At 67.8% G+C, this 26,013-nt stretch carries 26 protein-coding genes; 11 read left to right on the top strand and 15 right to left on the bottom strand.

What is annotated here, in order from left to right:
• Positions 1-7 precede the first annotated feature (7 nt).
• From VSR71_RS32405 to VSR71_RS32380, 6 genes are all read left to right on the top strand, one after another.
• On the top strand, positions 8-1,036 hold the full coding sequence (locus tag VSR71_RS32405) for a DUF58 domain-containing protein (protein WP_342917648.1): 1,029 nt from the start codon (positions 8-10) through the stop codon (positions 1,034-1,036).
• The gene (locus VSR71_RS32400) at positions 1,033-1,578 is read left to right on the top strand and encodes a DUF4381 domain-containing protein (RefSeq protein WP_342917647.1); all 546 of its coding nucleotides are present in this window, start codon (positions 1,033-1,035) and stop codon (positions 1,576-1,578) included. The genes VSR71_RS32405 and VSR71_RS32400 overlap by 4 nt, the downstream gene beginning before the upstream one ends.
• On the top strand, positions 1,565-2,587 hold the full coding sequence (locus VSR71_RS32395) for a VWA domain-containing protein (RefSeq protein ID WP_342917646.1): 1,023 nt from the start codon (positions 1,565-1,567) through the stop codon (positions 2,585-2,587). Before VSR71_RS32400 ends, VSR71_RS32395 begins: the two co-directional genes overlap by 14 nt.
• Complete coding sequence (locus tag VSR71_RS32390) at positions 2,587-4,224, top strand: VWA domain-containing protein (protein ID WP_342917645.1); 1,638 nt, start codon at positions 2,587-2,589, stop codon at positions 4,222-4,224. Before VSR71_RS32395 ends, VSR71_RS32390 begins: the two co-directional genes overlap by 1 nt.
• Positions 4,221-5,576 carry a BatD family protein gene (locus VSR71_RS32385; RefSeq protein ID WP_342917644.1) on the top strand — a complete coding sequence of 452 codons (1,356 nt, stop codon included), beginning with the start codon at positions 4,221-4,223 and terminating at the stop codon, positions 5,574-5,576. Before VSR71_RS32390 ends, VSR71_RS32385 begins: the two co-directional genes overlap by 4 nt.
• Before the next feature lie 122 nt (positions 5,577-5,698).
• Positions 5,699-6,142: a thioesterase family protein gene (locus VSR71_RS32380; RefSeq protein WP_342917643.1), complete on the top strand. Its 444-nt coding sequence runs from the start codon at positions 5,699-5,701 to the stop codon at positions 6,140-6,142.
• 65 nt (positions 6,143-6,207) lie between these two features.
• On the opposite strand, the gene VSR71_RS32375 is transcribed toward VSR71_RS32380, so the two are convergent.
• Positions 6,208-7,107 (bottom strand): recombination-associated protein RdgC, encoded by a 900-nt coding sequence (locus VSR71_RS32375; protein ID WP_342917642.1) that lies wholly within the window; start codon positions 7,105-7,107, stop codon positions 6,208-6,210.
• Between the two features lie 106 nt (positions 7,108-7,213).
• The gene (locus VSR71_RS32370; RefSeq protein WP_342917641.1) at positions 7,214-7,792 is read right to left on the bottom strand and encodes a BPSL1445 family SYLF domain-containing lipoprotein; all 579 of its coding nucleotides are present in this window, start codon (positions 7,790-7,792) and stop codon (positions 7,214-7,216) included.
• A 188-nt stretch (positions 7,793-7,980) separates the two neighbouring features.
• Between VSR71_RS32370 and VSR71_RS32365 the strand changes: the two genes are divergently transcribed.
• Entirely contained in the window at positions 7,981-8,394 is a 414-nt protein-coding gene (locus VSR71_RS32365; RefSeq protein WP_342917640.1) for a hypothetical protein, read from the top strand.
• Between the two features lie 19 nt (positions 8,395-8,413).
• Here VSR71_RS32365 and VSR71_RS32360 read toward each other — a convergent pair whose 3' ends face one another.
• From VSR71_RS32360 to VSR71_RS32350, 3 genes are all read right to left on the bottom strand, one after another.
• Positions 8,414-9,247 (bottom strand): aldo/keto reductase, encoded by an 834-nt coding sequence (locus VSR71_RS32360; RefSeq protein ID WP_342917639.1) that lies wholly within the window; start codon positions 9,245-9,247, stop codon positions 8,414-8,416.
• 98 nt (positions 9,248-9,345) lie between these two features.
• Positions 9,346-10,737, bottom strand: a complete 1,392-nt coding sequence (locus tag VSR71_RS32355; RefSeq protein WP_342917638.1) for a GntP family permease — start codon at positions 10,735-10,737, stop codon at positions 9,346-9,348.
• A gap of 187 nt (positions 10,738-10,924) precedes the next feature.
• The gene (locus VSR71_RS32350) at positions 10,925-11,317 is read right to left on the bottom strand and encodes a 4-oxalocrotonate tautomerase family protein (RefSeq protein WP_342917637.1); all 393 of its coding nucleotides are present in this window, start codon (positions 11,315-11,317) and stop codon (positions 10,925-10,927) included.
• 141 nt (positions 11,318-11,458) lie between these two features.
• Here VSR71_RS32350 and VSR71_RS32345 point away from each other — a divergent pair, with 141 nt between their 5' ends.
• Positions 11,459-12,340 (top strand): LysR family transcriptional regulator, encoded by an 882-nt coding sequence (locus tag VSR71_RS32345; protein WP_342917636.1) that lies wholly within the window; start codon positions 11,459-11,461, stop codon positions 12,338-12,340.
• Positions 12,341-12,507: 167 nt separating this feature from the next.
• Positions 12,508-14,613 (top strand): TonB-dependent siderophore receptor, encoded by a 2,106-nt coding sequence (locus VSR71_RS32340; protein ID WP_342917635.1) that lies wholly within the window; start codon positions 12,508-12,510, stop codon positions 14,611-14,613.
• Between the two features lie 123 nt (positions 14,614-14,736).
• Here the strand turns inward: VSR71_RS32340 and VSR71_RS32335 are convergent, their stop codons facing one another.
• Positions 14,737-15,222 carry a DUF2147 domain-containing protein gene (locus VSR71_RS32335; protein ID WP_342917634.1) on the bottom strand — a complete coding sequence of 162 codons (486 nt, stop codon included), beginning with the start codon at positions 15,220-15,222 and terminating at the stop codon, positions 14,737-14,739.
• A 1,093-nt stretch (positions 15,223-16,315) separates the two neighbouring features.
• Here VSR71_RS32335 and VSR71_RS32330 point away from each other — a divergent pair.
• Positions 16,316-16,468, top strand: a complete 153-nt coding sequence (locus VSR71_RS32330; RefSeq protein ID WP_156914394.1) for a hypothetical protein — start codon at positions 16,316-16,318, stop codon at positions 16,466-16,468.
• 396 nt (positions 16,469-16,864) lie between these two features.
• Positions 16,865-17,431, top strand: coding sequence for a histone H1-like DNA-binding protein (locus tag VSR71_RS32325; protein ID WP_342917633.1), 567 nt, complete (start codon positions 16,865-16,867; stop codon positions 17,429-17,431).
• 241 nt (positions 17,432-17,672) lie between these two features.
• On the opposite strand, the gene VSR71_RS32320 is transcribed toward VSR71_RS32325, so the two are convergent.
• From VSR71_RS32320 to VSR71_RS32280, 9 genes are all read right to left on the bottom strand, one after another.
• A complete protein-coding gene (locus tag VSR71_RS32320) occupies positions 17,673-18,140 on the bottom strand; it encodes a hypothetical protein (RefSeq protein ID WP_342917632.1) in 468 nt (155 codons plus the stop codon).
• Between the two features lie 35 nt (positions 18,141-18,175).
• Entirely contained in the window at positions 18,176-19,123 is a 948-nt protein-coding gene (locus VSR71_RS32315) for a carbohydrate kinase family protein (protein WP_342917631.1), read from the bottom strand.
• 104 nt (positions 19,124-19,227) lie between these two features.
• Positions 19,228-19,728 carry a thiol peroxidase gene (tpx, locus tag VSR71_RS32310; protein ID WP_209763751.1) on the bottom strand — a complete coding sequence of 167 codons (501 nt, stop codon included), beginning with the start codon at positions 19,726-19,728 and terminating at the stop codon, positions 19,228-19,230.
• 122 nt (positions 19,729-19,850) lie between these two features.
• Positions 19,851-21,539 carry a DUF3426 domain-containing protein gene (locus VSR71_RS32305; RefSeq protein ID WP_342917630.1) on the bottom strand — a complete coding sequence of 563 codons (1,689 nt, stop codon included), beginning with the start codon at positions 21,537-21,539 and terminating at the stop codon, positions 19,851-19,853.
• A gap of 9 nt (positions 21,540-21,548) precedes the next feature.
• Positions 21,549-22,442 (bottom strand): 50S ribosomal protein L11 methyltransferase, encoded by an 894-nt coding sequence (gene prmA, locus VSR71_RS32300; RefSeq protein WP_342917629.1) that lies wholly within the window; start codon positions 22,440-22,442, stop codon positions 21,549-21,551.
• Between the two features lie 53 nt (positions 22,443-22,495).
• Positions 22,496-23,848 carry an acetyl-CoA carboxylase biotin carboxylase subunit gene (gene accC / locus VSR71_RS32295; protein WP_342917628.1) on the bottom strand — a complete coding sequence of 451 codons (1,353 nt, stop codon included), beginning with the start codon at positions 23,846-23,848 and terminating at the stop codon, positions 22,496-22,498.
• A gap of 247 nt (positions 23,849-24,095) precedes the next feature.
• Positions 24,096-24,554 (bottom strand): acetyl-CoA carboxylase biotin carboxyl carrier protein, encoded by a 459-nt coding sequence (gene accB / locus VSR71_RS32290; protein WP_342917627.1) that lies wholly within the window; start codon positions 24,552-24,554, stop codon positions 24,096-24,098.
• Positions 24,555-24,720: 166 nt separating this feature from the next.
• Positions 24,721-25,218 carry a type II 3-dehydroquinate dehydratase gene (aroQ, locus tag VSR71_RS32285; RefSeq protein WP_209763747.1) on the bottom strand — a complete coding sequence of 166 codons (498 nt, stop codon included), beginning with the start codon at positions 25,216-25,218 and terminating at the stop codon, positions 24,721-24,723.
• A gap of 195 nt (positions 25,219-25,413) precedes the next feature.
• Positions 25,414-25,962: a TlpA disulfide reductase family protein gene (locus tag VSR71_RS32280; protein ID WP_342917626.1), complete on the bottom strand. Its 549-nt coding sequence runs from the start codon at positions 25,960-25,962 to the stop codon at positions 25,414-25,416.
• Between the last annotated feature and the right edge of the window lie 51 nt (positions 25,963-26,013).

The raw sequence follows: 26,013 nt of genomic DNA, 5'->3' as shown, positions 1-26,013 counted from the left end.
CGGCGCCATGCGTTCCCACCTTGCCTCGCTCGGCCGTTCGCCGGTGCCAGCCGGGCCCGGCCAGGCCACGCGCGCGCAGCCCGGCGTCAGCGTCGATGCCGCGGCACTGGCAGCGCTCGAAGTCGCCGCGCGCGATTTCCATTTCCTGCCGCGCCAGCCGGTGCACAGCGTGCTGGCGGGCCGGCATGCGTCCAGGATACGCGGGCGCGGCCTGACCTTTGAGGAGCTGCGCGGCTACCTGCCTGGCGACGATATTCGCAGCATGGACTGGCGCGTCACGGCGCGCACCGGCAAGCCGCACGTGCGCGTGTACAGCGAGGAGAAGGACCGGCCCGTGCTGCTGCTCGTGGACCAGCGCATCAATATGTTCTTCGGCAGCCGCCGCGCGATGAAATCCGTGGTCGCGGCAGAGGCCGCGGCGCTGGCCGCGTGGCGCGTGCTGTCCGAGGGCGACCGTGTCGGCGGCCTGGTGTTCGGCGACGGCGGATGCACCGAGCTGGCGCCGCGCCGCAGCCGTCAGGCCGTCGAGCACTTGCTCGGCGAGATCGCGCGCTACAACCAGGCGCTGCGTGCCGATGCCCCCGCGCGGCGCGGCGCCGGCCAGCTCAATGCCGCGCTCGAGCGCGCCGCACGGCTCGCGCGGCATGACCACCTCGTCATCGTCATCAGCGACTTCGACGGACATGACGCAGCCACGCGCGACCTGATGCTGTCGATGAGCGCCCGCAACGACCTGCTCACGATGCTGGTCTATGACCCGTTCCTGCTCGAACTGCCGGACTCCGGCCACCTTGTCGTCAGCGACGGCGAGCTGCAGGTCGAGCTGGGGTTCGGCCACGCCTCTACGCGCAAGGGCATCGCCGAATTCGTCGATGCGCAGAGCCGCAACCTGCTGGGCTGGCACCGTGCCATCGGCGTGCCGCTGCTGCCGCTGTCGGCCGCGGAGGAAACGCCGCTGCAGCTGCGCCGCCTGCTCGGACAGGCACTGCCGCAAGGCCAGGGAACGCTGCGTGCCCGGCAGGGAGGGCGGCCATGAGCGACCTGACCCACAGCACGGCCGCGCCCGACAGTGCCACGATTGCCGGCGATCTCCAGCAGATGGCCGAGGTGGTCGTGCCGCCGCCGCCGTCGTGGCGGCCGCAGACCATCGGCTGGCCGGTGGCCGGCGCGATCGTGCTGGCGCTGCTGGCCTTCGCAACCTGGCGCTGGTGGCGCCACTATCGTGCCAACCGCTACCGCCGCGAGGCGCTGGCCGAACTGTCGCGATTGCGCGCGGGCATATCCGCGTCGCCCGAAGCGCGCGCGCAGGCGCTGGCCGCCATGGCGGAACTGCTCAAGCGCACCGCGCTGGCGGCGTGGCCGCGTACAGAGGTGGCCAGTATGGCCGGTGCGGAGTGGGCGCGGTTCCTGCGCGACCATGCGGGCAAGGCCGGCGCGGCGGTGCCGGTGCTTGCCACGCTGGTCAACGACGCGCAGTACCGCGATGCGTCCGCGCTGGCGCAATGGCCCGACAGCCAGGTGACGGCCACCGCCGAAGCCTGCCAGCAATGGATTGCCGGCCACCATGTACCAGTTTGAATACCCGTGGCTCTTCGTGCTGTTGCCGCTGCCCTTGCTGCTGTGGTGGCTGTTGCCGCCGTATCGCGAGGAAAGCCCGTCGGTGCGCCTGCCGTTCTTCGGCGAGGTGGCCAGCGCCGTGGGACTCAAGCCGGCGCCGGGCGCGGTCGTGCCGCGCAGCAACTGGCTGCAGCGCATGCTGGCGCCGCTCGCGTGGGCACTGCTGGTGACGGCGCTGGCGCGCCCGCAGTTCCTGGAGGCGCCGCTCGAGAAGGTGCAGCCGGCGCGCGACCTGCTGCTCGCGCTGGACCTGTCGCAGTCGATGGATACGCAGGATTTCCGCGACCCGGCCGGCGCGCGGATCCCGCGCGTGCAGGCGGTGCGGGAAGTGGTCAGCAGTTTCGTGACGCATCGGCCCGGCGACCGCATCGGCCTGATCGTCTTCGGCGACGCGCCGTACCCGCTGGCGCCGTTCACGCTGGACCATGCGCTGGTGCAGACCATGATCCATGACCTGATGCCGGGCATGGCCGGGCCCAGCACGGCACTCGGCGACGGCATCGGCCTTGGCATCAAGATGTTCGGCCAGAGCCAGGCGCCCGAGAAGGTGCTGATCGTGCTGACCGACGGCAACGACACCGCCAGCAAGATGCCGCCGGAACGCGCCGCGGACATCGCCAGGCAGCGGCATGTGATCGTGCATACGATCGGCATCGGCGATCCTTCCGCCGAGGGCGAGCAGCGCGTCGATCTCGGCGTGCTGCAGCGCATCGCCGCGCAGACGGGCGGACGCTATTTCTTCGGCGCCGACCAGGCGGGACTCGAAAGCATCTACGCGACGCTGGACCACATCACGCCGCACAACCACAAGACGCTGTCGTGGCGGCCGCGCCGCGAGCTGTTCATGTGGCCGCTCGGCGCCGCGGTGGGCGTGGTGCTGGCGTACCAGCTCATCATGGCGGTGTGGACAGCGTGGCTGTCGCGACCAAGCCGGCACGGCGCGCCACAAGCGGTAGCGGAGGAGCCGTGATGCAGATGCTGGCGGACTTCCACTTTCTGCGCCCGTGGTGGCTGCTGGCGCTGTTCCCGGCGGTGCTGCTGGTATGGGCCGTGCGCCGCCGCGGCGACGTGCGGCGCCGTTGGCGCGACACCATCGCCCCGCACCTGCTGGACGCTCTGATGGTGGGCGAGCGCCGCCGGCTGGCCATCCGCCCCGTGCATCTGACCGCGCTGCTGCTTGCGCTCGGCGCCATTGCGCTGGCTGGTCCCACCTGGGAGCGCGAGCGCCCGCCGTTTCTCGACGACAAGGCGCCGCTGGCGATTGCCATCGACCTGTCGCCGACCATGGATGCCATCGACGTGACCCCCACGCGGCTCGAGCGCGCTAAGCTCAAGGTGAAGGCGCTGCTGGCGCGCCGCGACGGCGGACGTACCGCCATCTGGGCCTATGCCGGCTCCACGCACCTGGTGCTGCCGCTGACCGACGATGCGACGCTGCTGCAGACCTTTGTCGATGCGCTGCAGACCCGCATCATGCCGGCGCCCGGCAGGGACACCGCGCTGGCATTGCGCACCATCGATGCGGCGCTCGCGCACGAGGAGGTGCCCGGCACCATCCTGTTCCTGACCGACGGGGTGGAGACCGCCGCCGTGCGCGCGTTCAAGGCCCAGGCAGGCAGCGGGCGCAGCCAGCCGGTGGTGCTGGCGATCGGCACCGAACGCGGTGGCCCACTGCGCAGCGGCACCGACGGCTTTGTGGAGAAGGACGGCGTGCGCATGTTCGCGCGCATGGACACGGCGGCGCTCAAGCGCTTTGGCGACGATACCGGCGTGCCGGTCGCCACGTTCACGCCCGACAGCGACGACGATGTCGCATGGGTGCAGCGCCATGTGCAGTCGCACCTCGCGCAGAAGCAGTCGGCGGACAACACGCGCTGGAAGGATGAGGGCTGGTGGCTGACGATTCCCATCGCGCTGCTCGGCATGCTGTGGTTCCGCAAGGGCTGGACCGTACGCTGGATCACTGGCGTGCTGCTTGCCGTGGCGCTGGCGGCGCCGCAGCAGGAGCTGCGCGCGCAGGCTTCGGCGCCGGATGCCGAAGCGCCGCGCGCGTGGCGCTTTGTGGACCTGTGGTTCACGCATGACCAGCAGGGCCGCCGGGCGTTCGAGCGTGGCGACTTTGCCGCTGCCGCCGCGCTGTTCGATGATCCCATGTGGCGCGGCGTGGCGCAGTACCGCGCGGGCCAGTACGCGCAGGCGGTGCAGAGTTTCGCGCTGGTCGATTCGCCGGAGAGCGACTTCAACCAGGGCGATGCGCTGGCGCGGCTGGGCAAGTACAAGGACGCGGCGGCGCGCTACCGGCAGGCCCTGAAACGCCGCCCGCAATGGCCCGCGGCAGCGGCCAACCTTGCGCTCATGGAAAAACTGGCCGCGAAGGCGGAAAAGCCGAAGGAAGGCGAGGAGTCGCCCGACATCAAGCCCGACGCAGTGAAATACGACAGCGAGTCCAGGCCGCCCGAAGGCGAGGGCAAGAAGCTGGAGATGGGCGCGGTCGAAAGTGCCGAGACGTGGATGCGTGCGATCCAGACCACGCCGACCGAGCTGCTGCAACGCAAGTTCGCGCTGCAGCAGAGCCAGGCGCAGCCTGACGCCGGAGCCAGACCATGACGCGCGCGGGCCGGGGTTTCGGCATCTGGCTCGCCGGCCTTGCGCTGTGGCTGGCGAGCACGCTCGCGCTGGCGGCCGATCCCGTCGTGCGCGTCGACGTGGCGGCGCAGCAGCCGGTGCTGCCGGGCCAGCAGATCCGCATCGACGTGACGATACTGGCGCCCAACTTCTTCCTGTCGGCGCCGGCCTTTCCGGCGCTGCAGGTGCCCGGCGCGATCGTCACCATGCCGGACGACCGCGGCCAGAACACGGTCGAGACCATCGACGGCGTGAGCTACGCCGGCATCCGGAAGACCTACCTGTTCGCCGCGGAGCAGGGCGGCGAATTCCGGTTGCCGCAGGTTTCCATCGCCTTCACTTATGCCGGTGACGACGGCAAGCCGCGCCAGGGCAGCGTGACGCTGCCAGCCACCACGATCCGCGCCGCGGGCGCAGCCGGCGCGCCGGCCGGTGCCACGCTGCCGGTGGCGCGCCTGAACGTCACGCAGCGCTTCGACCGACCGGTGAGCGGCCCGCAGGCGCAATTCCATGCCGGCGACGCGCTGGTGCGCACCATCACAACGTTCGCGCCGCAGACGCAGGCCATGATGATCCGGCCGCCGAAGGTCGAGGCGCCGTCCGGTGTGCGCGTGTTCGCCGGCGATCCGCAACTCAGCGATAGCGCGCACGACAGCGCGGGCAATACGGGCGGCAGCCGTACGGACCGCATCACCTATGTGTTCGAGCATGCCGGGACCTATACGCTGCCGGCGATCAAGGTGGAATGGTTTGACCCGGTCACGCGCAAGCCCGGCGAATCGGTGGCACCCGAGGTCAAGGTGGACGTGGCCTCCGCGCCGCACCTCGCAGGACTGTCCCCGACCGGACCGCACGCCGCGCCGTTGCGCGGGGAGGCCGGCACCGCGTGGCGCCTGTGGCTGTGGGCGGCCGGGGGCGCCCTGGTACTGCTGCTGGCGTGGCTGCTGCTTTATTGGGCACGGCCGCGCGTGGCACGCCTGCGCCGGGCGCTGGCGGCACGGCGCAGCGCCAGGGCGGCCGGCAGCGAGGCACGGCTCGCGGCGCTGCTGCGGGCCTGCCGCGCGAACGACGCGCCGGCGGCCTATCGCGCCCTGGGCGTGTGGTCGCGCACCGCGTGGGGCAAGGCCTCAGCGGAATGGGCGGCAGGCACCGGCGACGCGGCGCTGGTTTCCGCCGTCGATGAACTCGAACGGCGCCTGTTCGGTGCCGGCACCATCTCGGGGCCATGGAACGGCGGCGAGCTCGCGGGCCTGTTGCCGAAGTACGGCTCCCCACACGAGCCTGCCCGTACGCATCGGGCGACGCCTGCAGCCCTGCCGCCGCTCAATCCCTGAGCGCCGCTGGAGGAACTGGCCGGATCGACTATGATGGGCGCCTCGCCGCCAGCCAGCCCGGGATCGGATGACCCTTGCGCACGCCTGGTGGCGGCTTCCTGTCCACTTTGCCCGATGCCGCCATGGCCCGTCTTCAACTCGACCTTCCCGACGACCAGTTTTGCTATTCGACCCACCTGACCGTGCGCGTCACCGACATCAATTCAGCCAACCACCTGGCCAACGATTCGATGATCTCGATGATCTCCGAGGCGCGCGCCCGCTTCCTCTATGAGTTCGGCAGCGAGGGCGACAGGGTGGAGGGTCTCGGCATCATCGTCACGGACCTGGCCACCATGTACCGCAACGAAGCGCATGCGCGCGACCAGTTGCTGTTCGAAGTCGGCGTGATGGACTTCAACAAGTACGGCGGCGACATCATCTTCCGCATCACGCGCCCGGCTGACGGCGCGCTGATCGCCAAGGCCAAGTCCGGCTTTGTGTTCTTCGACTACATCGGCAAGACCGTGGTGCCGATGCCGGCCGGGTTTGCCGGCCGTTTCCCCAAGGTGAACTGGGTGGTGTAGCTGGCGTACCTGACGTACCTGGTGTAAGGGGGGAGCCGGCGCGCGGCAGCGCGCGCCGCCCGGCCTCAGCTCTTGCGCTCGCCGCCCAGCGCTTCGGTCAGGTCGCCCAGCAGGCCGGACAGCTCGCCGGCCATCATGGCGAAATCGGCATCGAAGCGCTCGTCCTCGTCATGCGTGGTGCCGTCGGCCTGTTCCTTGATCACGTCCAGCGGCGCCACCTTCTTTACCACCAGCCCGTCGGTCAGCACGAACGAGACGCGGTCGTTCCAGGTCATCGCCAGGCGCGTGCAGCGCTTGCCGGCGGCAATGTGTCGGCGCAGGTCTTCAGGATCGAGCGGATGGCGCACGTAGCGCACGGTGGCCTTGCTTTCGCTGCCGGACTGCAGCTCGATTTCCTGGTCGACGGTGAAGCCGCCCGGCGCGGCGTCGCCGGCCAGCCATTCGGTCATCGCCGCCACCGGGGACTGGTTGACATGCAGGTTGACCAGCGGCAGCGGGTCCAGCGCCTTGAACAGCATGCCGCGCACTTCGTCGGCCTTGGCCGCCGCGGCGGCATCGATCGCCAGCCAGCCGTTGTCCGGGTCGATCCACACGCGCGTGTCGCGGCGGATGCTGAAGGCGCGCGGCAGCAGTTCCTCGGTGACCTGCTCCTTCAGTTCCTTCATCTGCTTGCGGCCCGGCTTGTAGCCTTGCTGTTCCTCGATCTCCGCGGCGCGTGCGCGCGTGACCTGGTTGACCACGGTGGTCGGCAGCAGCTTCTTCTCGGTGCGCAGCGTCAGCAGCATCTGGCGGCCCACGGTGTGGACCAGCTGGCCGTTGTCACGGGGCGAGGCCCAGCCCTGCGTCTGCATTTCGAGGCTGGTGCCGGGGTAAAAGGCGTGCTTCGCCAGGCTGGCTTCGACTTCGTCGGCGCCGGACGTCCACGGAGCGGAGAAACGATGGACCTGCAGGTTCTTGAACCACATGAGAATTCGGCCAAAGGGACGAATTCTATCCCCTCGCGGCAGATGGCCGCGAAAAACTGCCGCCGCACGGCCGTCGAGCCGTGCGGCACTAGCTCGCGGCAGGTGCTTACAGGTCGAGCCGGGTGATCTTGCTACCTTCGAGGCTCAGGCCCGCCATCAACCCCGCGTTGGTCATCACGAAACCGACGATCGGCTGCTGCGCGGTATTGGTGTCGAGCACGCCGCTGGCGCCGACCGTTGCCAGCGCGACGGTAGCATCGACACCGGCGGTCCAGCCTGAGCTGCGTACGAACTTGTCGTACGCGTCCTGCGTCAAGAACATCAGGATCACTGACTTGGACTGCGCGCCGATCTGCCAGCCGAACGAGCCGGAAACCAGGCGGTAATAGCCGCGCGTGGCGCCGCCCGAGCGCAGCGCGCCGTCGCCATATTCGCCGCCGACGATAAAGCCCGCCGACAACGTTTTGGGGAACACCAGGATGCCGCGCGCGCGATTGCCGAGTTCGCGCGAGCCGTTGACCGAGCCATACAGGCGCGACAGCGTGGCATCGACGCCCGAGTCGAGCTCGCGCCGCCGTGCCGCCTTGTCGGTCGGCGCGTCGGGTGGTGTGGTGGTACAGGCACCCAGTGCCAGGCTGCCCAGGGCCAGGCCCGCGCTGGCGGTCAGGAAGTTTCGACGTTTCATCTTGTCTCCTTGGGTGTTGTTGTCGTCTCTGAAGCATAGGCGCCAGAAGCACTCGGACAAAAGATCACGTGGTGACGAGGCGTTTCCATTTGTGACGAAGGTAGCCTCGCCGACGCATTCGTGGCAGTTTGACGGCTCCCGAAACCACCACGCATCCATGCGGCACTGCCGCATCGCATCATCCAGGCATGAAGAAAATTCTTACCGCCCTGCCACTGGCGCTCCTCGCTGCGTGCGCTTCCCAGCCCTCGACCGGACCCGTCGGGGATACCGCCAGCGCTGCCGCGAGCGCCGACAGCAGCGGCTGGCAGTCGCTGCGCGCCAAATACATGGATTGCGTCAAGGAAAAGGCCGACGACAACCTGTCGTCCAAGGGCCAGTCGAAGGACGTGGCGAATGCGGCGCTGGCAGCTTGCCAGTCCGACCTGAACGCCATGCACGACGCCTTCCGCAGCTACCTGGACGGACAGATGTCGTCGTCGCACGGCAAGAACAGCGCCCGCCAGGCGGCGGCGCGCGTCACCGCCGATACCCGCGACAAGGCGCGCAACTACCTGGTGCGCTACGTCGAGCGCGAACGCTACGCGTCGCGCCTGAACTGACGCCGCGCCACCGGCGTGCTCACAGCATCTCCAGCGCCCCTGGCCCGTCCGGTGGTGGGAAGATGCGGTCGAGTTCGGCCAGCTGGGCCGCCGACAACGGGTGCGACAGCGCGCCGATATTCTCCTGCAGGCGCTCGCGCCGGCCCGTCTTGGGAATGGCGATGACGCCGTCCTGCGCCAGCAGCCAGGCCAGCGCCGCCTGCGCCGCGGTCATGCCGTGGTCGCGCGCGAAGCGCTTCAGCCCCGGGTTGCCCAGCAGCCGCGACTGCTCGATCGGCGAGTAGGCCATCACCGGGATGCCGCGCTGGCGCAGCCATGGCAACAGATCCCATTCGATGCCGCGCCGGCCCAGGTTGTACAGCAGCTGGTTGGTGGCCATGTTGTCGCCGCCGGGCGCGTCCCATAGCTCCTGCAGGTCAGCCAGGTCCAGGTTGCTGACGCCCCAGTGGCGGATCTTGCCGTCGCGCTGCAGCGCCTGCATGGCGGCAACGGTCTCTTCCAGCGGGACGCCTCCGCGCCAGTGCAACAGGTACAGGTCGATGCGGTCGGTGCGCAGCCGCCGCAGGCTGCGCTCGCACGCCTGCACGGTGCCGCGGCGGCTGGCGTTGAACGGATAGACCTTGCTGACCAGGAAGGCCTCATCGCGCCGTCCGGCCAGGGCCTCGCCGATCATTTCCTCGGACTGGCCCTCGCCATACATCTCGGCGGTATCGATCAGCCGCAGGCCCAGGTCCAGGCCCAGCCTTAGCGTGGCGATCTCTTCGGCGCGCGCGGCGGGCGTCTCGCCCATGTTCCACGTTCCCATGCCGAGCGCGGGGATGCGCTCGCCATCGGGCAGGATGATCTGTTTCATGCGTCGGGTTCCAGGATGGCCGGGCCGGGTGCCGGCGGCACCCAACCACACTAGTTAACAACGCACTAAATGTACAAGCGGCGGGCCGCCCGATTGCTTCAGACCAGTCCGGTCACAAAATACAGCCCGATCACGAAGAACACCGCACCGGTCTTGATCAGCGTGACGGCGAAGATATCCCGGTAGGACTCGCGGTGAGTGAGGCCGGTCACCGCCAGCAGCGTGATCACCGCGCCGTTGTGCGGCAGCGTATCCATGCCGCCGCTGGCCATCGACACCACCCGGTGCAGCACTTCCAGCGGAATCTGCATGGCCTGCGCGCCCGCGATAAAGGTCTGCGACATCGCCGCCAGCGCAATGCTCATGCCGCCCGACGCCGAGCCGGTGATGCCGGCGAGCGTGCTGACCGAAACGGCGGCATTGACCAGCGGATTGGGGATGGCGCGCAGCGCATCGCTGACCACCAGGAAGCCGGGCAGCGCGGCGATCACGCCGCCGAAGCCGTATTCCGAGGCGGTGTTCATCGACGCCAGCAGCGCACCGCCGACGGCCCCCTTGGTGCCTTCGGCAAAGCGTTCGCGCAGCGCGCCGAATGCGGTCACCAGCACCACGGCAATGCCCAGCAGCAGCGCGCCTTCCACTGCCCAGATCGCGGTCACGCTGGCGATCTTGGTTTCCACCGGCTTGGGCAGGCCAGGCAGCGTCACGCTGCTGGCTTCGCCGTACCAGAGCGGGATCATCCGCGTCAGCCAGAAGTTGGCGACGCCTACAACTACCAGTGGCAGCAGCGCCAGCAGCGGGTGCGGCAACTGGCCGGACTGGCTGCGCTCGGGCTCGTTGCGCAGGCTGGTGCCGTAGCCTTCGCCACGCGCGGCGGCGGCGCGGCGGCGCCATTCGAGGTAAGAGAGGCCGACCACGATGATGAAGACCGATCCCGCCACCCCCAGCACCGGCGCGGCCCAGGAGGTGGTGTTAAAGAAGTTGGTCGGGATGATGTTCTGGATCTGCGGCGTGCCCGGCAGCGAATCCATGGTGAACGAGAACGCGCCCAGCGCGATCGCGCCCGGCATCAGCCGCTTGGGGATATTGCTCTGGCGATACAGCTCAGCGGCGAAGGGGTAGACCGCGAACACCACCACGAACAGCGACACGCCGCCGTAGGTCAGCAGCGCGCACACCGTGACGATCACCGCATTGGCGCGCGAGCGGCCGATATAGCGGATCGCGGCCGCGACGATCGACTCGGAAAAGCCCGACAGCTCGACCACCTTGCCGAACACCGCGCCCAGCAGGAACACCGGGAAATAGAGCTTCACGAAGCCGACCATCTTCTCCATGAAGATGCCGGTAAAGACCGGCGCGACCGCGGACGGGTCGGTCAGCAGCACCGCGCCCAGCGCGGCGATCGGCGCGAACAGGATCACGCTGTAGCCGCGGTAGGCGGCGAACATCAGGAAGGCCAGCGCGGCCAGCACAATCAAGAACGACATCGGTTCTCCTTCAGGTTGGCCTTGTCCTGAGGGGCGGTGCGATGCCGCGCGGGGGCTGGCGCTTGTGGCGCCTTGTGGGTAGGTCCGTCAGGGCAAGGGATCAGCCGGCGACTGTGCCACAGGCGGGCGTGCGGCGAAACACCCGTTCGCGGCGTGGCAGCCCGCCGGCCTGAAGGCGACGCGTGCATCAGCCGTGCTGGTGGCGGTACTCCTGCGTGCGGCCGCCATAGCCGTACGCCGCCGCGCGGGCATCGATCACATGCACATAAGAGACGGGATGCAGGTTGCCGAGCAGACCCGCCATGGCCTCGAACACGGCCTGGATGAACTGCGCCTTTTCAGCCTTGGTATTGGTCTCGTCGGTGACGCTGATATCGAGGTGGAAGGCGTTGCGATCCTGCTCGGACAGCGGCACGCCGCCGATGATCCAGCTGTCGCGCGGCACGTAGTGGACGGTGATGGCAATCACGTCGCGCTTCTTGCCGAGCACGCTTGCGGTCAGGTCGGCGATGGCAGCGGCGCTGCGCCGGGTGAGGGCGGCATCGGGCTCGCCGGAGAGGTGCAGGACGATGTGGGGCATGGCTGGCTCCTGGTTTCGTGGGTGGGTGATGCCATGTTAGGAGCCGGTGTAATATCGGAAAAGCGGGAATATCCGATACATTCAATCGGATCTGCCGAAGGAACCGCGGCCTCGTTTTCCACCCTTGCCGGAGCGCCCATCATGCGTGGATTCGAAACAGACCAGTTGCGCACCTTCGTCACCGTTGCCGACTGCGGCAGCCTGTCCGCCGCCGCGCCCCGGCTGTTCCTGTCGCAGTCGTCGGTCAGCGAGCAGCTGCGCAAGCTGGAAGAGCGCGCCGGCGTGCCGCTGCTGTCGCGCGGGCGGCACGGCGCGGTGCCGACGCCGGCCGGTGCGCGGCTGCTGGAGCACGCGCGGCGCATCCTCGCGCTGAACGAGCTGGCGCTGCAGGAGCTGCGCGGGCACGCGCTGGAGGGCGACCTGCGGCTTGCCGTCACCGACTACTTCCGCCCCGGCGAAATCGCCGGCATGCTGCGGCGCCTGCGCGAACGCTATCCCTACCTGCGGCTGCACGTGACGGTGATGAAGAGTGCGGCAATCGATGCCGCTGCCGAGATGGATGCCTTCGATATCGGGCTGAGCATGCGCCTGCCGCGCGGCCGCGACACACCGGGCAAGAGCACGCGGGGCACGGTGCTGCGGCGCGAACCGCTGGCCTGGGTGGCGGCCTCCGGCGAGGCCGACGCCTTGCCTGCCACGCTGCCGCTGGTGCTGCTGCCCGACACCTGCTCGCTGCACCAGTTCGTGGTGCAGCTGCTGCTGCGCAAGCGCTTGCCGTTCGAGGTCGCGCACTCGGCCTCGGGTGTGGCAGGCCTGCATCTCGCGCTCGCAGCCGGGCTGGGGCTGTCCTGCCTGAACGCATCGGCGATCGGGCCAGGTGTCGCCCCGCTCGACGGCGCCACGGTCGCGCGCCTCGGGTTGCCGCGCCTGCCCGAAGCGGAGTTCTTCCTGCTACCCGCCCGCCGCACCGAATCGCCGTTCATTGCCGAGGCCCGCAACGTGCTGGCCGAGCAGTTGGCCTGACTCGGCCCACAAGTCAAACACCTGAGTACTGCTCGTAATCAACACCGATCGGAAAACAACGCTGCGCAATATTGAATGGGAATAATTCGCAATCTCGTTGACCCCTTCATTCTCATAATTGATAATGCGTCGCTTTCTTAAAAAAAATTACAGTCGACTACAGGGAAATGAGAATAAGACTTCACCCGATCTGCGCCGCGGTGGCAGGGACCTTCGTTTTTCAACCGATGGCAGCCTGGTCGCAGGCGACCCCGACGGCAGCGGCGCAGCTGCCCGAGGTCACCGTCAAGGCCGATGTCAGCCGCGAACTGGGCGCCGGCTATAACCCGCCCAACGCGCTCAGCGCGACCAAGACCGAAGCGCCGCTGCGCGATGTTCCGCAGACCGTCAACGTGGTTACCGCCGAGGTGATGCGCGACCAGCACGCCACGTCGATGCAGGACGCGCTGAAGAACGTGCCCGGCGTGTCGTTCTCGCATGGCGACGGCCAGCGCGACCAGGTCTCGATTCGCGGCTTCACCGCGATCGCCGACCAGTTCGTCGACGGCATCCGCGACGACGCGCTGTATTTCCGCGACCTGTCCAACGTGGACCGTGTCGAAGTGGTCAAGGGCCCGGCGGCGGTGCTGTACGGGCGCGGCTCGGCCGGCGGCCTGATCAACCGCGTCACCAAGAAGCCCGGCATCGACGTCACCGATTTCGCGCTGAGCTACGGCATGTGGGCCGACCGCCGCGCCGAGGCCGACGTCGGCCGCGTGTTCGCCGACGGCGCCGCCGCGTTCCGCATTACCGGCGCCGTGCAGAAGGCCAACAGCTATCGCTCGCAGCAGTTCCTTGACCGCAAGGCGATCGCGCCGTCGCTGGAGCTGCGCGTGGCGCCGGAGACCACCGTGCTGTTCCAGGCCGACTACCTGGAAGACCGCCGCGTCACCGACTTCGGCATCCCGGCCTACCAGGGTCGCCCGGTCGACGTGCCGGCCTCGCGCTACTACGGCGCGGCCAATGCGCGCGATGCCGACTACTCGCAGTCGCGCGTGTTCTCCGGCACCGCCACGATCAACCACCGCTTCAACCAGAACTGGTCGATCCGCAACGCCACGCGCTACTACCACTACTCGCTGGACCGCAACAACACGCTGACCGCAGCGGTCAACGAAGCGGCGCGCACGCTGACCATGAACCACGGCAATGTCCGCCGCGAGGAACATGGCTGGTTCAACCAGACCGACCTGACCCAGAAGGCGACCTTCCTGGGCATGGAGCACGAGATCCTGTACGGCATGGAGATCGGGCAGCAGAACAAGGACCAGGTCAACAACACCAAGCCGGTGCCGGGCACGTTCGACCTGTTCAACCCGGTGCTGCCGGTGTTGCCGCGCCAGGCGCCGGGCAACCCGACCACCTCGAACCTGGGCGTGTTCGACACCCTGGCGTTCTACACCCAGGACATGATCAAGTTCAGCGAGCAGTGGAAGGCGCTGGTCGGGGTGCGCTACGACAACTTCCAGCAGGAGACCAAGAACCGGATCGCCGGCCAGCGCGACCTGTCGCGCACCGACACCGCCTGGAGCCCGCGCGCCGGCCTGGTGTGGCAGCCGTCGAAGGCGCAGTCGTACTACGTATCGTGGAGCAAGTCGTTCCAGCCCTCGGGCGAGGCCTTTGCGCTGGCGGCCAACAACGCCGACCTGGCGCCCGAGACCACCAACAACACCGAAGTCGGCGCCAAGTACGACTGGCTGGATGGCAAGGCCAGCACCACAATCTCGGTGTTCCGCCTGGAGCGCAGCAACATCAAGGTGGCCAACGCCACCAACACGGCACTGCTGCCGATCGGCGAGCAGCGCACCGACGGTATCGAGATCTCCGGCGCGGCCGAGCTGGGCGGCGGCTGGCGCATGCTGGCGGGCTACGCGTACCTGGATGCCACCATCACCAAGTCCACCGCCGCGCTGCAGGGCAAGCGCGCCACCATCACGCCGCGCCACTCGGGCAACGCGTGGGTGACCAAGGACCTGGGCCACGGCTTCGGCGTGGGCGCCGGCCTCAACCTGGTGGGCGCGCGCTATGCCGATCCGCTCAATACCGTGACGCTGCCCGGCTACGTCACCGCCGACGCCATGGCCTGGTACCGCCGCGGCGCCTTCGAGGCGCAGCTGAACGTGTACAACCTGTTCGACAAGGGCTACATCGTGTCGGCGCACGGCACCAGCCCCAACCTGAACATGCCGGGTGCCCCGCGCAGCGTGATGGCGACGCTGCGGTACCGGATGTAAAGCGCAGCATCGAGGACAAAAAAACCGGGCGGTGAGAACCGCCCGGTTTTTTTTCGTCAGCCGCGCCGCCGCGTGTTGCCATTGGCTGCGGAGAAACCCTGAGTCACATGAGCCGCCGCCCGCTCAGTGATCGCGTTCCCAGGTCTGGGTGCGGCCGATCAGGCTGATGCCGATGAAGCCGCGCACGTTGAGCTTGTTGCCGTCCTCGGCGAGCGACATCTTGCTCTTGTAGACCTTGCCGTTCTCCGGGTCGAGGATCTCGCCGCCGCTCCACTCATTGTCGCCGGTCTTGCGCAGGCCGGTCAGGATGGTCATGCCGATCAGCGGCTGGTCCTTGCGCGCGTCGGTGCACTTGTCGCAGACCCTGGGCTTGCCGTCGCCTTCGACGAAGGTCTTCACCAGGCGGCCGCTGTAGACGCCGTTCTTCTCGCTGATCTCTACCAGCCCGCGCGGCTTGCCGGTGCTGTCGTCGATGGTCTTCCACATGCCGCTGGGCGAGGACTGCGCCATCGCGGCAGCGCTGCCGAGCAGGGCGGCGGCGAGCACCGCGGCACGCAATGCCGGACGCACCAGCGGACCGACGCCGGCGAGGTGGGATGGGTTGCGCATGATGTCTCCTTTGAGGTTCGTTGCCACCGGCAGGGTGCCGGTGCGATGCGCCGCGCGGTGACTGCCGCTTGCGTCGAAGCAGCGCAGCCCGGGCGGCGGGCGCGCACGCCAATCTACTTTCGCAGGCGCCGCGCTGCAATCGCACGGCAAGCTCGCCGATCCACGCGGCAGCCTCCGCGCACGGCTTGCGTGCTCGCCGCAAAGCCGCATGCAGCCGTCGTTTGCGGGTTTTTGTGTTGCAGCAAATCGGGCCGCTGAGCGCGGTGCCGAAGCATTCCTCTAAGCGGACGCGCGGCGCACTGCCGGGCTCTCGCGGCGACATCGGCAAGCCTGTGGCAAGCGGTGCGAAGCGTGCCGGGACAGTCGGCATCAGGCGATGCGCGCAGCGATCCATGGCGAGTGATCGGAGTCATCCGAATGGATGAAAGCAGCGATCGCGATGCTGTCGGCGCAGCGGTGTCCGGCCAGCGTTCGAAGTGTTGCCGCGATGCTTCGCGCGCGTCGCCGCTTTGCTCATTCGCAACGCTTCGATGTCCTCGCGCTGTTGCTTCGATGCAAACCGTTGCGTTCGCGCATCACTCTTCGTCGGCGGGTCCGTAGTGCTCGCGCGAGATGCGTGGCGCGAGTCATCGCAGTCAGCCGGACGCGCTTCGCGCGTGCGCGCTGACGACTGTGTAACGCATGCAGGCGACGAAGCGTGCTACCCGTTCCCGGCGCGCGCGCTTGCGTGCTCGCGCACTGCCGCGCAGATCGTGCGCGTATCTGTGCATCGCCCGCGAAGCCTTTGTTCATGCGGCTTTTCGGAAAGCGTGATGACGTGCGCAGCAGGACTCGAGCCTTCCTGCGATGCGCGTTGCGCGGGTTGTAATAGGGTGCCACGCGGGTGTGTAAAAGCTGCGTGTGCGCGGGTCAGGATGAAGAGCCGCGACGCGTGCGTGAACGTGCGAGGCACGCCTTCGCACCAGCGTGCGAGCGATGCATTGCGATGCCATCGGCAACGTCTTCGTGACGACGCGCGAGAGAACTAGTTTGAGCAACGCATGCAGGCAAGTTTTTTTGCACTTTTTTCTTAACATCATCGTGCAAACGAATTATGATTCGCCTTGACAAGAGTCTCACTTCATTGCAGCGAAGCAGGAAGCAAGATTGGAACGACGAGCGCGATGCGCGCTTCGATGCAGTGATGAAGGTTGTAGCCGAGGAGCACGAGAACTTTGACGCAGACCTGGCCGAGCCGGCTTCTTAAAACGCGTGCAGTCTCCCTTGGTCCATTGACGGGTTGGACCAGCTACCACCGAATGAATGCCGCTTGCCGTGCGCGAGGCCATGCCCGCACCGCAGGCCTGCTGTCCGATATCTCCTCTTTTCAGGCCGCGCGCCGACCCAACTGGCGGGGCGGGCCGATCGAATATTCCAGGGCGCGGCAAGTGCCCCGGTCCCGCTTGCGGGTCCGCGATTGCCGCGAAGTCACCGCCACGGGCGGTGCGCCTGCAACCGAATTCATTAGCGTGCAGCCGCAGTCGGGCCGCGCGCCGATGAATCGCTCGCTCGACTGGGGCCACGCTGTGTTATCGCGCCTCGGGTCGGTCGGGTAGCCTGACTTAGGTCATTCGATATTCACTCTCTAGTGAAGGAGTTATCCATGGCAACTGCTGCAAAGAAAAAGCCGGCGGCTAAGAAGGCCGCCAAGCCGGCCGCCAAGAAGGCCGCAACCAAGAAGGTAGCCGCCAAGAAGGCAGCACCGGCCGCCAAGAAGGCACCGGCCAAGAAGGCCGCAGTGAAGAAGGTCGCCGCCAAGAAGGCTGCGCCGGCGAAGAAGGCTGCGGCCAAGAAGGCCCCCGCCAAGAAGGCCGCAGTGAAGAAGGTCGCCGCCAAGAAGGTTGCAACCAAGAAGGTAGCCGCCAAGAAGGCAGCACCGGCCGCCAAGAAGGCACCGGCCAAGAAGGCCGCAGTGAAGAAGGTCGCTGCCAAGAAGGCCGCACCGGCCAAGAAGGCTGCAACCAAGAAGGTCGCCGCCAAGAAGGCCGCACCGGCCAAGAAGGCTGCTGCCAAGAAGCCGGCCGCCAAGAAGGCTCCGGCCAAGAAGGCTGCTGCCAAGAAGGCTGCCGCGAAGCCTGCCGCTGCCCCTGCCGTTGCTCCCGCTTCGGCTGCCAAGACCGCGCTGAACCCGGCCGCTGCCTGGCCGTTCCCGACGGGCAACCGTCCGTAAGCTGCGCCGCCACGGCGTGCGACTTACGCGTTCCGTACGGAACCATATCGGCACGCAGTGCGTGCCAGCATGACCGGATACCGCGTATCCGGTCAGCAAGACGCCAGTCTTGCAGACCCGCCGATGGCCGCTGGCCCGGCGGGTTTTTTCATTGGTACGCGAGCAACGAAAAAGCGCCGCGGCCCTTGCGGGCGCGGCGCCTGGATGCGCTGCATGCTGGCGCCCGGCCGGGCGCAGCGGTTCAGTGCGTGACGCGGGTGACGCCGCCCGAGGACAGCAGCCGCACTCGCTCGCCCGGGTGGAAGACCTCGTCGGCCTCCTGCGTGATCGCGCGCATCTCGCCGTTGTCCAGGCGCACGGTGATCTCCAGGCCGCGCCGCTCGTTGACCTTGTTCTCGGCAGCGCTGCCGGCGATGCCGCCCAGTATCGCGCCGAGGATGCCCGCCGCCACCGCGCCGTTGCCGCTGCCGATGGTGCTGCCTGCAGCGATGCCGCCGATGGCACTGCCGGCGATCGTGCCCGCCCCGGTCTGGCTGCGCTGGATCGCAACGTCGCGTACACCCTCGACCACGCCATAGCGCACCGTCTGCTCGCGCTGCGCCTGGCCGGTGCTGTAGACGCTGTTGGAGTTGGACTCCGTCGCACAGCCGGCGACCAGGGCCGCGATGGCAATGACGGCAAGCGCGCAGCCACGGACCTTGTAGCTCATGTCAAATCCCGAAAAAGCCACGCACCGGCCGCAGATCAGGCGTAGCGGTACCCGAATGCAGACTGGAACCGGTTGCCGATTTCCTCGCGCGACAACCAGTGGTTCTGCGGACCCTGCTGCGCGATCTTGACCGACCCCATCAGCGATGCCAGGCGGCCGGTCGTTTCCCAGTCTAAACCGTTTTCAATGCCATAGAGCAGGCCGCCACGGAAGGCGTCGCCACAGCCGGTCGGGTCCACGATGCGTTCGGCCTGCACGGCCGGGATCGCGTACTGCTGACCATCGGCATAGATGCTGGCGCCGCGCTCGCCGTGCGTGACGATGAAGGCACGGACCTTGGCGGCAACTTCCGCGCTGGTCCATGCGGTACGGGACAGCAGGACCTGCGCCTCGTAGTCATTGACTGTCACGTAACTGGCGAGTTCAACGAACTCCCGCAGGTCCTCGCCGTTGAACAGCGGCATTGCCTGGCCCAGGTCGAAGATGAACGGAACACCCGCTTCGGCGAACTGGCGCGCGTGGTGCAGCATGCCTTCGCGGCTGTCCGGGGCCACGATGCCGAGCGCCGGCGCCTTGCCGCCGCCGAGCGCGTCCTTGACGTTGTTCAGCTGCGACTGGCTCATTGCGCCAGGGTGGAAGGCGGTGATCTGGTTGTTGTCCAGGTCGGTGGTGATCATGGCCTGCGCCGTGAAGGTCTCGGGCAGCACGCGGATGTGGCTGGTGGGAATCTCCAGCTTGCGCAGGTATTCCAGGTAGGGCTCGGCATCCGTGCCGACGGTGGCCATCACCACCGGGTCGCCGCCGAGCATCTTCAGCGTATAGGCGATGTTGCCGGCGCAGCCGCCGAACTCGCGGCGCATGCCGGGCACCAGGAACGAGACGTTCAGCATATGGATCTGGTCCGGCAGGATGTGTTCGCGGAAGCGTCCGTCGAACGTCATGATGGTGTCGTAGGCGACGGAGCCGCAGATCAGGCTGGCCATGCTCTCTCCAGGTTGCAGGTTGTTTGTTGGTTGGATGGGTCAGATAAAGCGAAAACGGCCGCCCCGGTTCCGCGGGCGGCCGCTGCCGTCAGGCGGCGCGTGTGTTACTGCAGCGCGGCCAGGGCGGCTTCGTAGTCCGGCTCGGTCTTGATTTCCGGGACCAGCTGGGCGTACTTGACGGTGTCGTTCTCGTCGAGCACCACCACTGCGCGCGCGGTCACGCCGGCCAGCGGGCCGCTCTTGATGTCCACGCCGTAGTTGCCCTTGAACTCGGCGCCGCGCATCGTCGACAGCGTCACCACGTTGGCCAGGCCTTCGGTGGTGCAGAAGCGGCCCATCGCGAACGGCAGGTCGGCCGAGATCGTCAGCACGACGGTGTTGGCCAGGCCGTTGGCGGCCTCGTTGAACTTGCGGGCCGAAGCCTGGCACACCGGCGTGTCCAGGCTCGGGACGATGTTCAGCACCTTGCGCTTGCCGGCGAAGTCGGCCAGCGTGACGTCCTTCAGGTCCTTGCCGACCAGCGAGAAGGCGGGCGCCTTGTCGCCGGCCTGCGGAAACTTGCCTGCGACTTCGATCGGGTTGCCGCCGAGGGTGACGCTGCTCATGTCTACTCCTTGATGTCTGATGGGTTTCCGGTTCAGTTTCCGGCGCCTGGCCGGCCAATGCCCCGGTGGGGGGCGCTGCCCGCCGCCCGACTCGGATTCGGTCTGGTGGCAGGCCGCGGAATTCAGGGATAAAAAATCAGCACGCGGTAGTTGGATGGCGCCTGCTGCGTCCGGAATCGTACCCGAACCGGCAGCTCCATGCCGGCACGAAGACCCTCTGTCGCGAAGGCCTTTTGCGACGGGTCCAGGTAATCCGCCGGTTGCAGCACACGCCGCAGCAGCAGCTGGTCCTGCAGGTCGGTCATCACCAGCTCGATCGCGGGCAGCGCAGTGTTGGCACGGCCCAGGTTGCGCAGCGTAACGGCGAGCATGTAGGCATCGCCGCCTTCGTCCAGGCGCTGCAGCTGCGAGCTCTCGATGCGCAGTGCGTCGATGTCGCGCCACGGCGGCACGTCGCAGCCGAACGGGGCGCATGCGGCTTCCAGTGCCGGACGCAGCATCGGGAACTGTCCGGCCAGCGGACTGCGCGCGAGATACACCGCTTGCACCGTCGCGCCCAGCGCGAGCACCGCTGCCGCGACGTACCAGAGCGTACGCGGTGCCGGCGCGCGGCTGCGGGCCGGGGCGCGCTCGCGTTCGCGTTCGCGGGTGTGGCGCAGGAAGTCGGGAGCGAAGACCGGGCCGGCCGGGGCTTCCGCGCGGGTCCAGCGGCGCGTGGTCTGCTCGCGTGCGACGGCTTCGCCGGTGATGCTGGCGGGCTCGCCAGTGTCGGGCGCGGGCCCGGCGTCGCGGCCGTAGCGCGTATCGCTGGTGCCGGTGCGCCCGGCAGCCTCGCTCTCGCTCTCAGGTGGCTCGGCGGCAGCCGGGGGCGTGTCTGCCGGCGACGGATGGATCGCCGGTGGCGGGCCGATATCCGCCGACGCGGCGCGCAGGAATTCGCTGGCACTCGGGATGGCCGCGGGTGCGGGCACGGCCTCTGGCTGGGGCGCCGGCGCTTGCGCTTTTCCTTCCGCTTCCGCTTCTGCTTCTGCTTCTGCTTCGGCTTCCACTTCCGCGGTCTTGCCGATCCGTGCCGGCTCATAGAGCGCAGGATGATCGAGTGCGTTGTGGTTCAGCGCGGGCCATGCCGGCGCGGCAGCTTGCGGTGCGGCAGGCTGTGGTGCCGCGTGCGTGGGGGTGGCCTCTGCGTCGGGCGTCGCGCGCTCCGGCTCAAGCAGCGATTCGGGTTCTGCTTCTGCCTCTGGTTCCGGCTCCGCCACGGGCTCCGCTTCCGGCGCGGTCTGCGCCGCAGGCGCCTGCGGGGACACGGGCTCGGCGTCGGCTTGCCGCTCCGCATCGCGCGCGTCGCGCTGGGCGACGGCCTCGTTGGCCTCGCGCAGCGCACGTTCGATCTCGTCCTCATGCACTTCCACGTCGGCCGGTGCCGGGACCTCGAGGTCCTCGGGCGAGGTCATGAGCATGGTAGGCGCGTCCAGCGCCGGCACGTCATAGCCGGGATCGATGGTGGGCGTGAATGGCGTGGAGGGCGCAGGCGCCGGCTGCGGTGCCGCGGCGGACTCGCCGGGGCGCGAAGCTTCAGCTGCCGGTGCGGGTGCGGCCGCAGGAGGTGTGGTCGTTGCCGGTTCGGCGGACGCCGGCGGCGTGACACTGCCTGCCGGCAAGGGGATTTCGATCAGGTGCTCGCGCGCATCGAACACCGTTTCGCAGTGGCCGCAACGCACCAGCCCCTGGCGCAGGCGCAACTGGTCGGCGACCAGCCGGAAGGCGGTGCGGCAGGCCGGGCAGCGCGTGACGAGCTTGACGGCGGCCATCTGGACTGATCAGGGACGGGTGCCGTGCAGGCACACCCAGCCTTCCTCGGCGCGCCATACCGTCAGCGGCAGCCACGGTGCATAGGCGGCGGCAACTTCCTCCGCCTGGCGCTCCAGCACGCCGGACAACACCAGCCGGCCGCCGGGGCGGACGCGGGCGCTGAGCATGGCGGCCATCAGCTTGAGCGGGTTCGACAGGATATTGGCCACCACCAGGTCATAGGTGGCTTCCGACACCGACTCGGGCAGCGCGAACGATGCCTCGACCTGGTTGCGCTCGGCGTTGTAGCGCGACGCTTCCACGGCGTTGGGATCGATGTCGATGCCGACGGTATCGCCCGCGCCGAGCTTGCGCGCGACGATCGCGAGGATGCCGGAGCCGCAGCCATAGTCGAGCACGGTTTCGCCCGGCACCACGTGTTGCTCCAGCCACTGCATGCACAGCCGCGTGGTCGGATGGCTGCCGGTGCCGAAGGCCAGGCCGGGATCCAGCTCCAGCACCACCGCATCGGGTTCGGGCGCGTCGTGCCACGACGGCACCACCCAGATGCGCTCGCCGATGCGGATCGGTTCGAACTGCGATTGCGTCAGGCGCACCCAGTCCTGGTCTTCAACCGCGCGCAGTTCGTACGCCGGCACCGGATCGATGCCAAGCTGGTTGGCGGCGGCGGCCACCACCACGGCGGGATCGGCATCGTCGCCGAACAGCGCCACCACGCGCGACCGGTTCCACGCGAGTTGCTTGGGTTCGAGCCCGGGCTCGCCGAAAAGCGGTTGTTCATCGGGCGTATCGGCATCGGCGTCTTCCACCGAGACCGACAGCGCACCGAGGTCGAAAAGGGCCTCGGACCAGGCTTCGGCCTGGTCCTGCGCCACTTCGATCACACATTCCTGAAATGCCACGGGCTTCCTTGCTTGCTGCGTGTGTGTTGCGGGTAACGTTGGGGTAACGTTACTCAGGCCTTCGCGCGCTCCGCCAGGCGATGCTCAAGATAATGGATGCTGGTGCCGCCTTCCACGAAGTTGGCGTCCATCATCAGCTCGCGGTGCAGCGGCACGTTGGTCAGGATGCCGTCCACAACCATTTCGGACAGCGCGATGCGCATGCGGGCGATGGCCTGCTCGCGCGTGGTGCCGTAAGTGATGATCTTGCCGATCATCGAATCGTAGTTGGGCGGCACGAAGTACCCATCATACGCGTGCGAGTCCACGCGTACACCGGGGCCCCCCGGCATGTGCCAGGCGGTGATACGGCCGGGCGACGGGATGAACTTGAACGGGTCCTCGGCGTTCACGCGGCATTCGATCGCGTGGCCGCGGAACTGCACATCCTTCTGGCGGAAACGCAGCTTTTCGCCGAAGGCGATGCGGATCTGCTCCTGCACGATGTCGATGCCGGTGATCATCTCGGTGACCGGGTGCTCAACCTGCACACGCGTGTTCATCTCGATGAAGTAGAACTCGTTGTTCTCGTACAGGAACTCGAAAGTGCCGGCGCCGCGGTAGCCCATCTTCTTGCAGGCCTCGGCGCAACGGTCGCCGATGCGCTCGATCAGGCGGCGCGGAATATGCGGCGCCGGGGCTTCCTCGATCACCTTCTGGTGGCGGCGCTGCATCGAGCAGTCGCGCTCGCCCAGCCAGATCGCCTGCTTGTGCTGGTCGGCAAGGATCTGGATCTCCACGTGACGCGGATTCTCCAGGAACTTCTCCATGTAGACCTCGGGATTGCCGAAGGCGCGGCCGGCTTCCTCACGCGTCATGTTGACGGCATTGATCAGCGCGGCTTCCGTATGCACCACGCGCATGCCGCGGCCACCGCCGCCGCCGGCGGCCTTGATGATCACCGGGTAGCCAACGCGACGCGCGGTCGCGAGGATTTCCTTGGGGTCGTCGGGCAGGGCGCCGTCCGAGCCCGGCACGCACGGCACGCCGGCCTTGATCATCGCCTGCTTGGCCGAGACCTTGTCGCCCATCAGGCGGATGCTGTCGGCGGTCGGGCCGATGAAGACGAAGCCGGATTTTTCCACGCGCTCGGCAAAGTCGGCATTCTCCGACAGGAAGCCGTAGCCCGGGTGGATGGCCTGCGCATCGGTCACTTCGGCGGCCGAGATGATGGCCGGCATGTTCAGGTACGACTGCGGCGACGGCGCCGGGCCGATGCAGACGGCTTCGTCGGCCAGGCGTACGTACTTGGCCTCCTTGTCGGCCTCCGAGTACACCACCACCGTCTTGATGCCCAGCTCGCGGCAGGCGCGCTGGATGCGAAGTGCGATTTCGCCGCGGTTCGCGATCAGAATTTTTTCAAACATGGTCTCTCTCTGCGAGAACGGGAGCGGTCCGCTGCGTGCCGCTACGGCACATCGGGCCGGGCGCGCGGCCGTCAGGCTGGCCGCCGGGCCGCACTGACGCGCGGAACTGCATGGAACTGCACGGAACGGGTCGCGATGCCCACAACGTCCCTGGCGTCCTGAAACGCCGTAGAGGGCCGCGCCGGTGCTGTGCCAGGCGCCGCGCGGGCGGCCGTTGGCAGCGCTGGGCGCGGCATGCCTTTCAGGCTCAGCCGATGACGAACAGCGGCTGGCCGTATTCCACAGCCTGGCCGTTCTCGACCAGGATTTCCTTGATGACGCCGGCCTTGTCGCACTCGATCTCGTTGAGCAGCTTCATGGCTTCGATAATGCAGACGGTCTGGCCTTCCTTGACCGAATCGCCGACATTGACGAACGGGGCGGCGCCCGGCGACGGCGCGCGGTAGAACGTGCCCACCATCGGCGAGGTCACGATGTGGCCGGCGGGCAGCTGCGCCACCGGCTCGGCGGCCGGGGCGGCGGTGCCAACCGGCGCGGCCGGCGCGACCGGCAGTGCCTGCAGCTGCGGCATCGCCATTGGCGCGGCGACAATTTGCGGCGGTTGCTTGACGATGCGTACCTTGCCGTCGCCTTCGGTGACTTCCAGCTCGGAGATGCCGGATTCGGCCACCAGGTCGATGAGCGTCTTCAGCTTGCGCAGGTCCATCTTCTTATCCTCCTGAATCAGGTTGTCCGGCCGCTGCCCCACTGGGCTGCGGCGGAAGAAATCATTTGGCGCCCACCACGGAGCCGCGCCCGCCGTGCCGCAGCACGCGCAACGGGCGCGGACCGCCGGGCGGCGCGCGCAGGTTCGTCAAAAATTCTGGCAGGGGTCAGCGCCCCGGGCTCCCTGGCGGCGGCTGTTCCTGGGCGAGCGCATAGTCGAGTGCCAGCAGGTATCCCTGCCAGCCCAGCCCACAGATCACCCCGACAGCGACGTCGGAGAAATAGGAGTGGTGACGGAAGCTCTCGCGGCGGTGCACGTTGGACAGGTGGACCTCCACGAACGGGATGGCCACGCCGGCCAGCGCATCGCGCAGGGCCACGCTGGTATGCGTGTAGGCCGCCGGGTTGATGATGATGAAATCGACGCCTTCCTCGCGCGCGGCGTGGATGCGGTCGACCAGTGCCCCCTCATGGTTGGACTGGAACGAAGCCAGGGAAATGCCGGCCTTGGATGCATGGTCGGCCAGCGCTGCGTCGATATCGGCGAGGGTGGTGTGCCCGTAGGTCTCCGGTTCGCGCGTGCCCAGCAGGTTCAGGTTAGGCCCATGCAGGACCAGCACCTTGCGGTAGCGGGCTGAGCGACGGATGGAGCGGGTTGCAGTCACGGCGGCTCGACCAGATCAACGAAATTGCGCGGAGATTACCGTAGCTTAGAGGGATTTGTCTAGCGCGGGATACAAAGCTGGAGGGCTTCCGGACGATGCGGCGCCGATTTCGGCACTTTCCCGGCCTCTGGGCACAGAAAAGGAAAAAATCGCGCCAGAAATCCGAAATTGACCGGAGATATCGAAAGAACTTACTCAGGTGCGCGGCAGCACCGCGCGCAGCTCTTCCGCGGTGACGCGTCCCATCTTGCGGTACTTGACGCTGCCGTCGGGATTGATGACCACGGTATAGGGCAGGCCGCCGGCGCTGTTGCCGAAGTTGCGCGACAGTTCCGTGCCGGCGAAGCCTGCCACCGCGAGCGGATAGGCGACCGGCACTTTCCTGGTGAACTGCTGGATATTGCTGGCTGAATCGATGCCGATACCAACAAACTCGACTTGCCGGTTCTTGTATTCCTCGTGCAGCGCGGTCAGCTCGGGCATTTCTTCCACGCACGGCCCGCACCACGGCGCCCAGAAGTTCACCACCAGCGTCTTGCCGCGCAGCTTGCCGAGGTCAAGCTCGGTGCCCGCGGGGTCCGGCAGCCGCGCCTGGAAGAACGCCTCGACGGCCTGGTCGCTGGCCGGCTTCGGCGAGAACACGAAGTGGCCGGCAAACGCGCCCGCGGCGCAAGCCACCACGGCAATCACGATCCACAGCCAGAGGCGGGAGCGGCGGACGGGCGAGGAGACGGAATCAGTCATGGGGCGAGCTGGACTGGTGAGTAATGGCAGGGTGAGTGGACGAGCGCCGAC

This window comes from Cupriavidus oxalaticus (assembly GCF_038900635.1).
GTDB classification, from domain to species: domain Bacteria; phylum Pseudomonadota; class Gammaproteobacteria; order Burkholderiales; family Burkholderiaceae; genus Cupriavidus; species Cupriavidus oxalaticus_B.
This window is presented reverse-complemented; position numbering and strand designations above follow the sequence as displayed.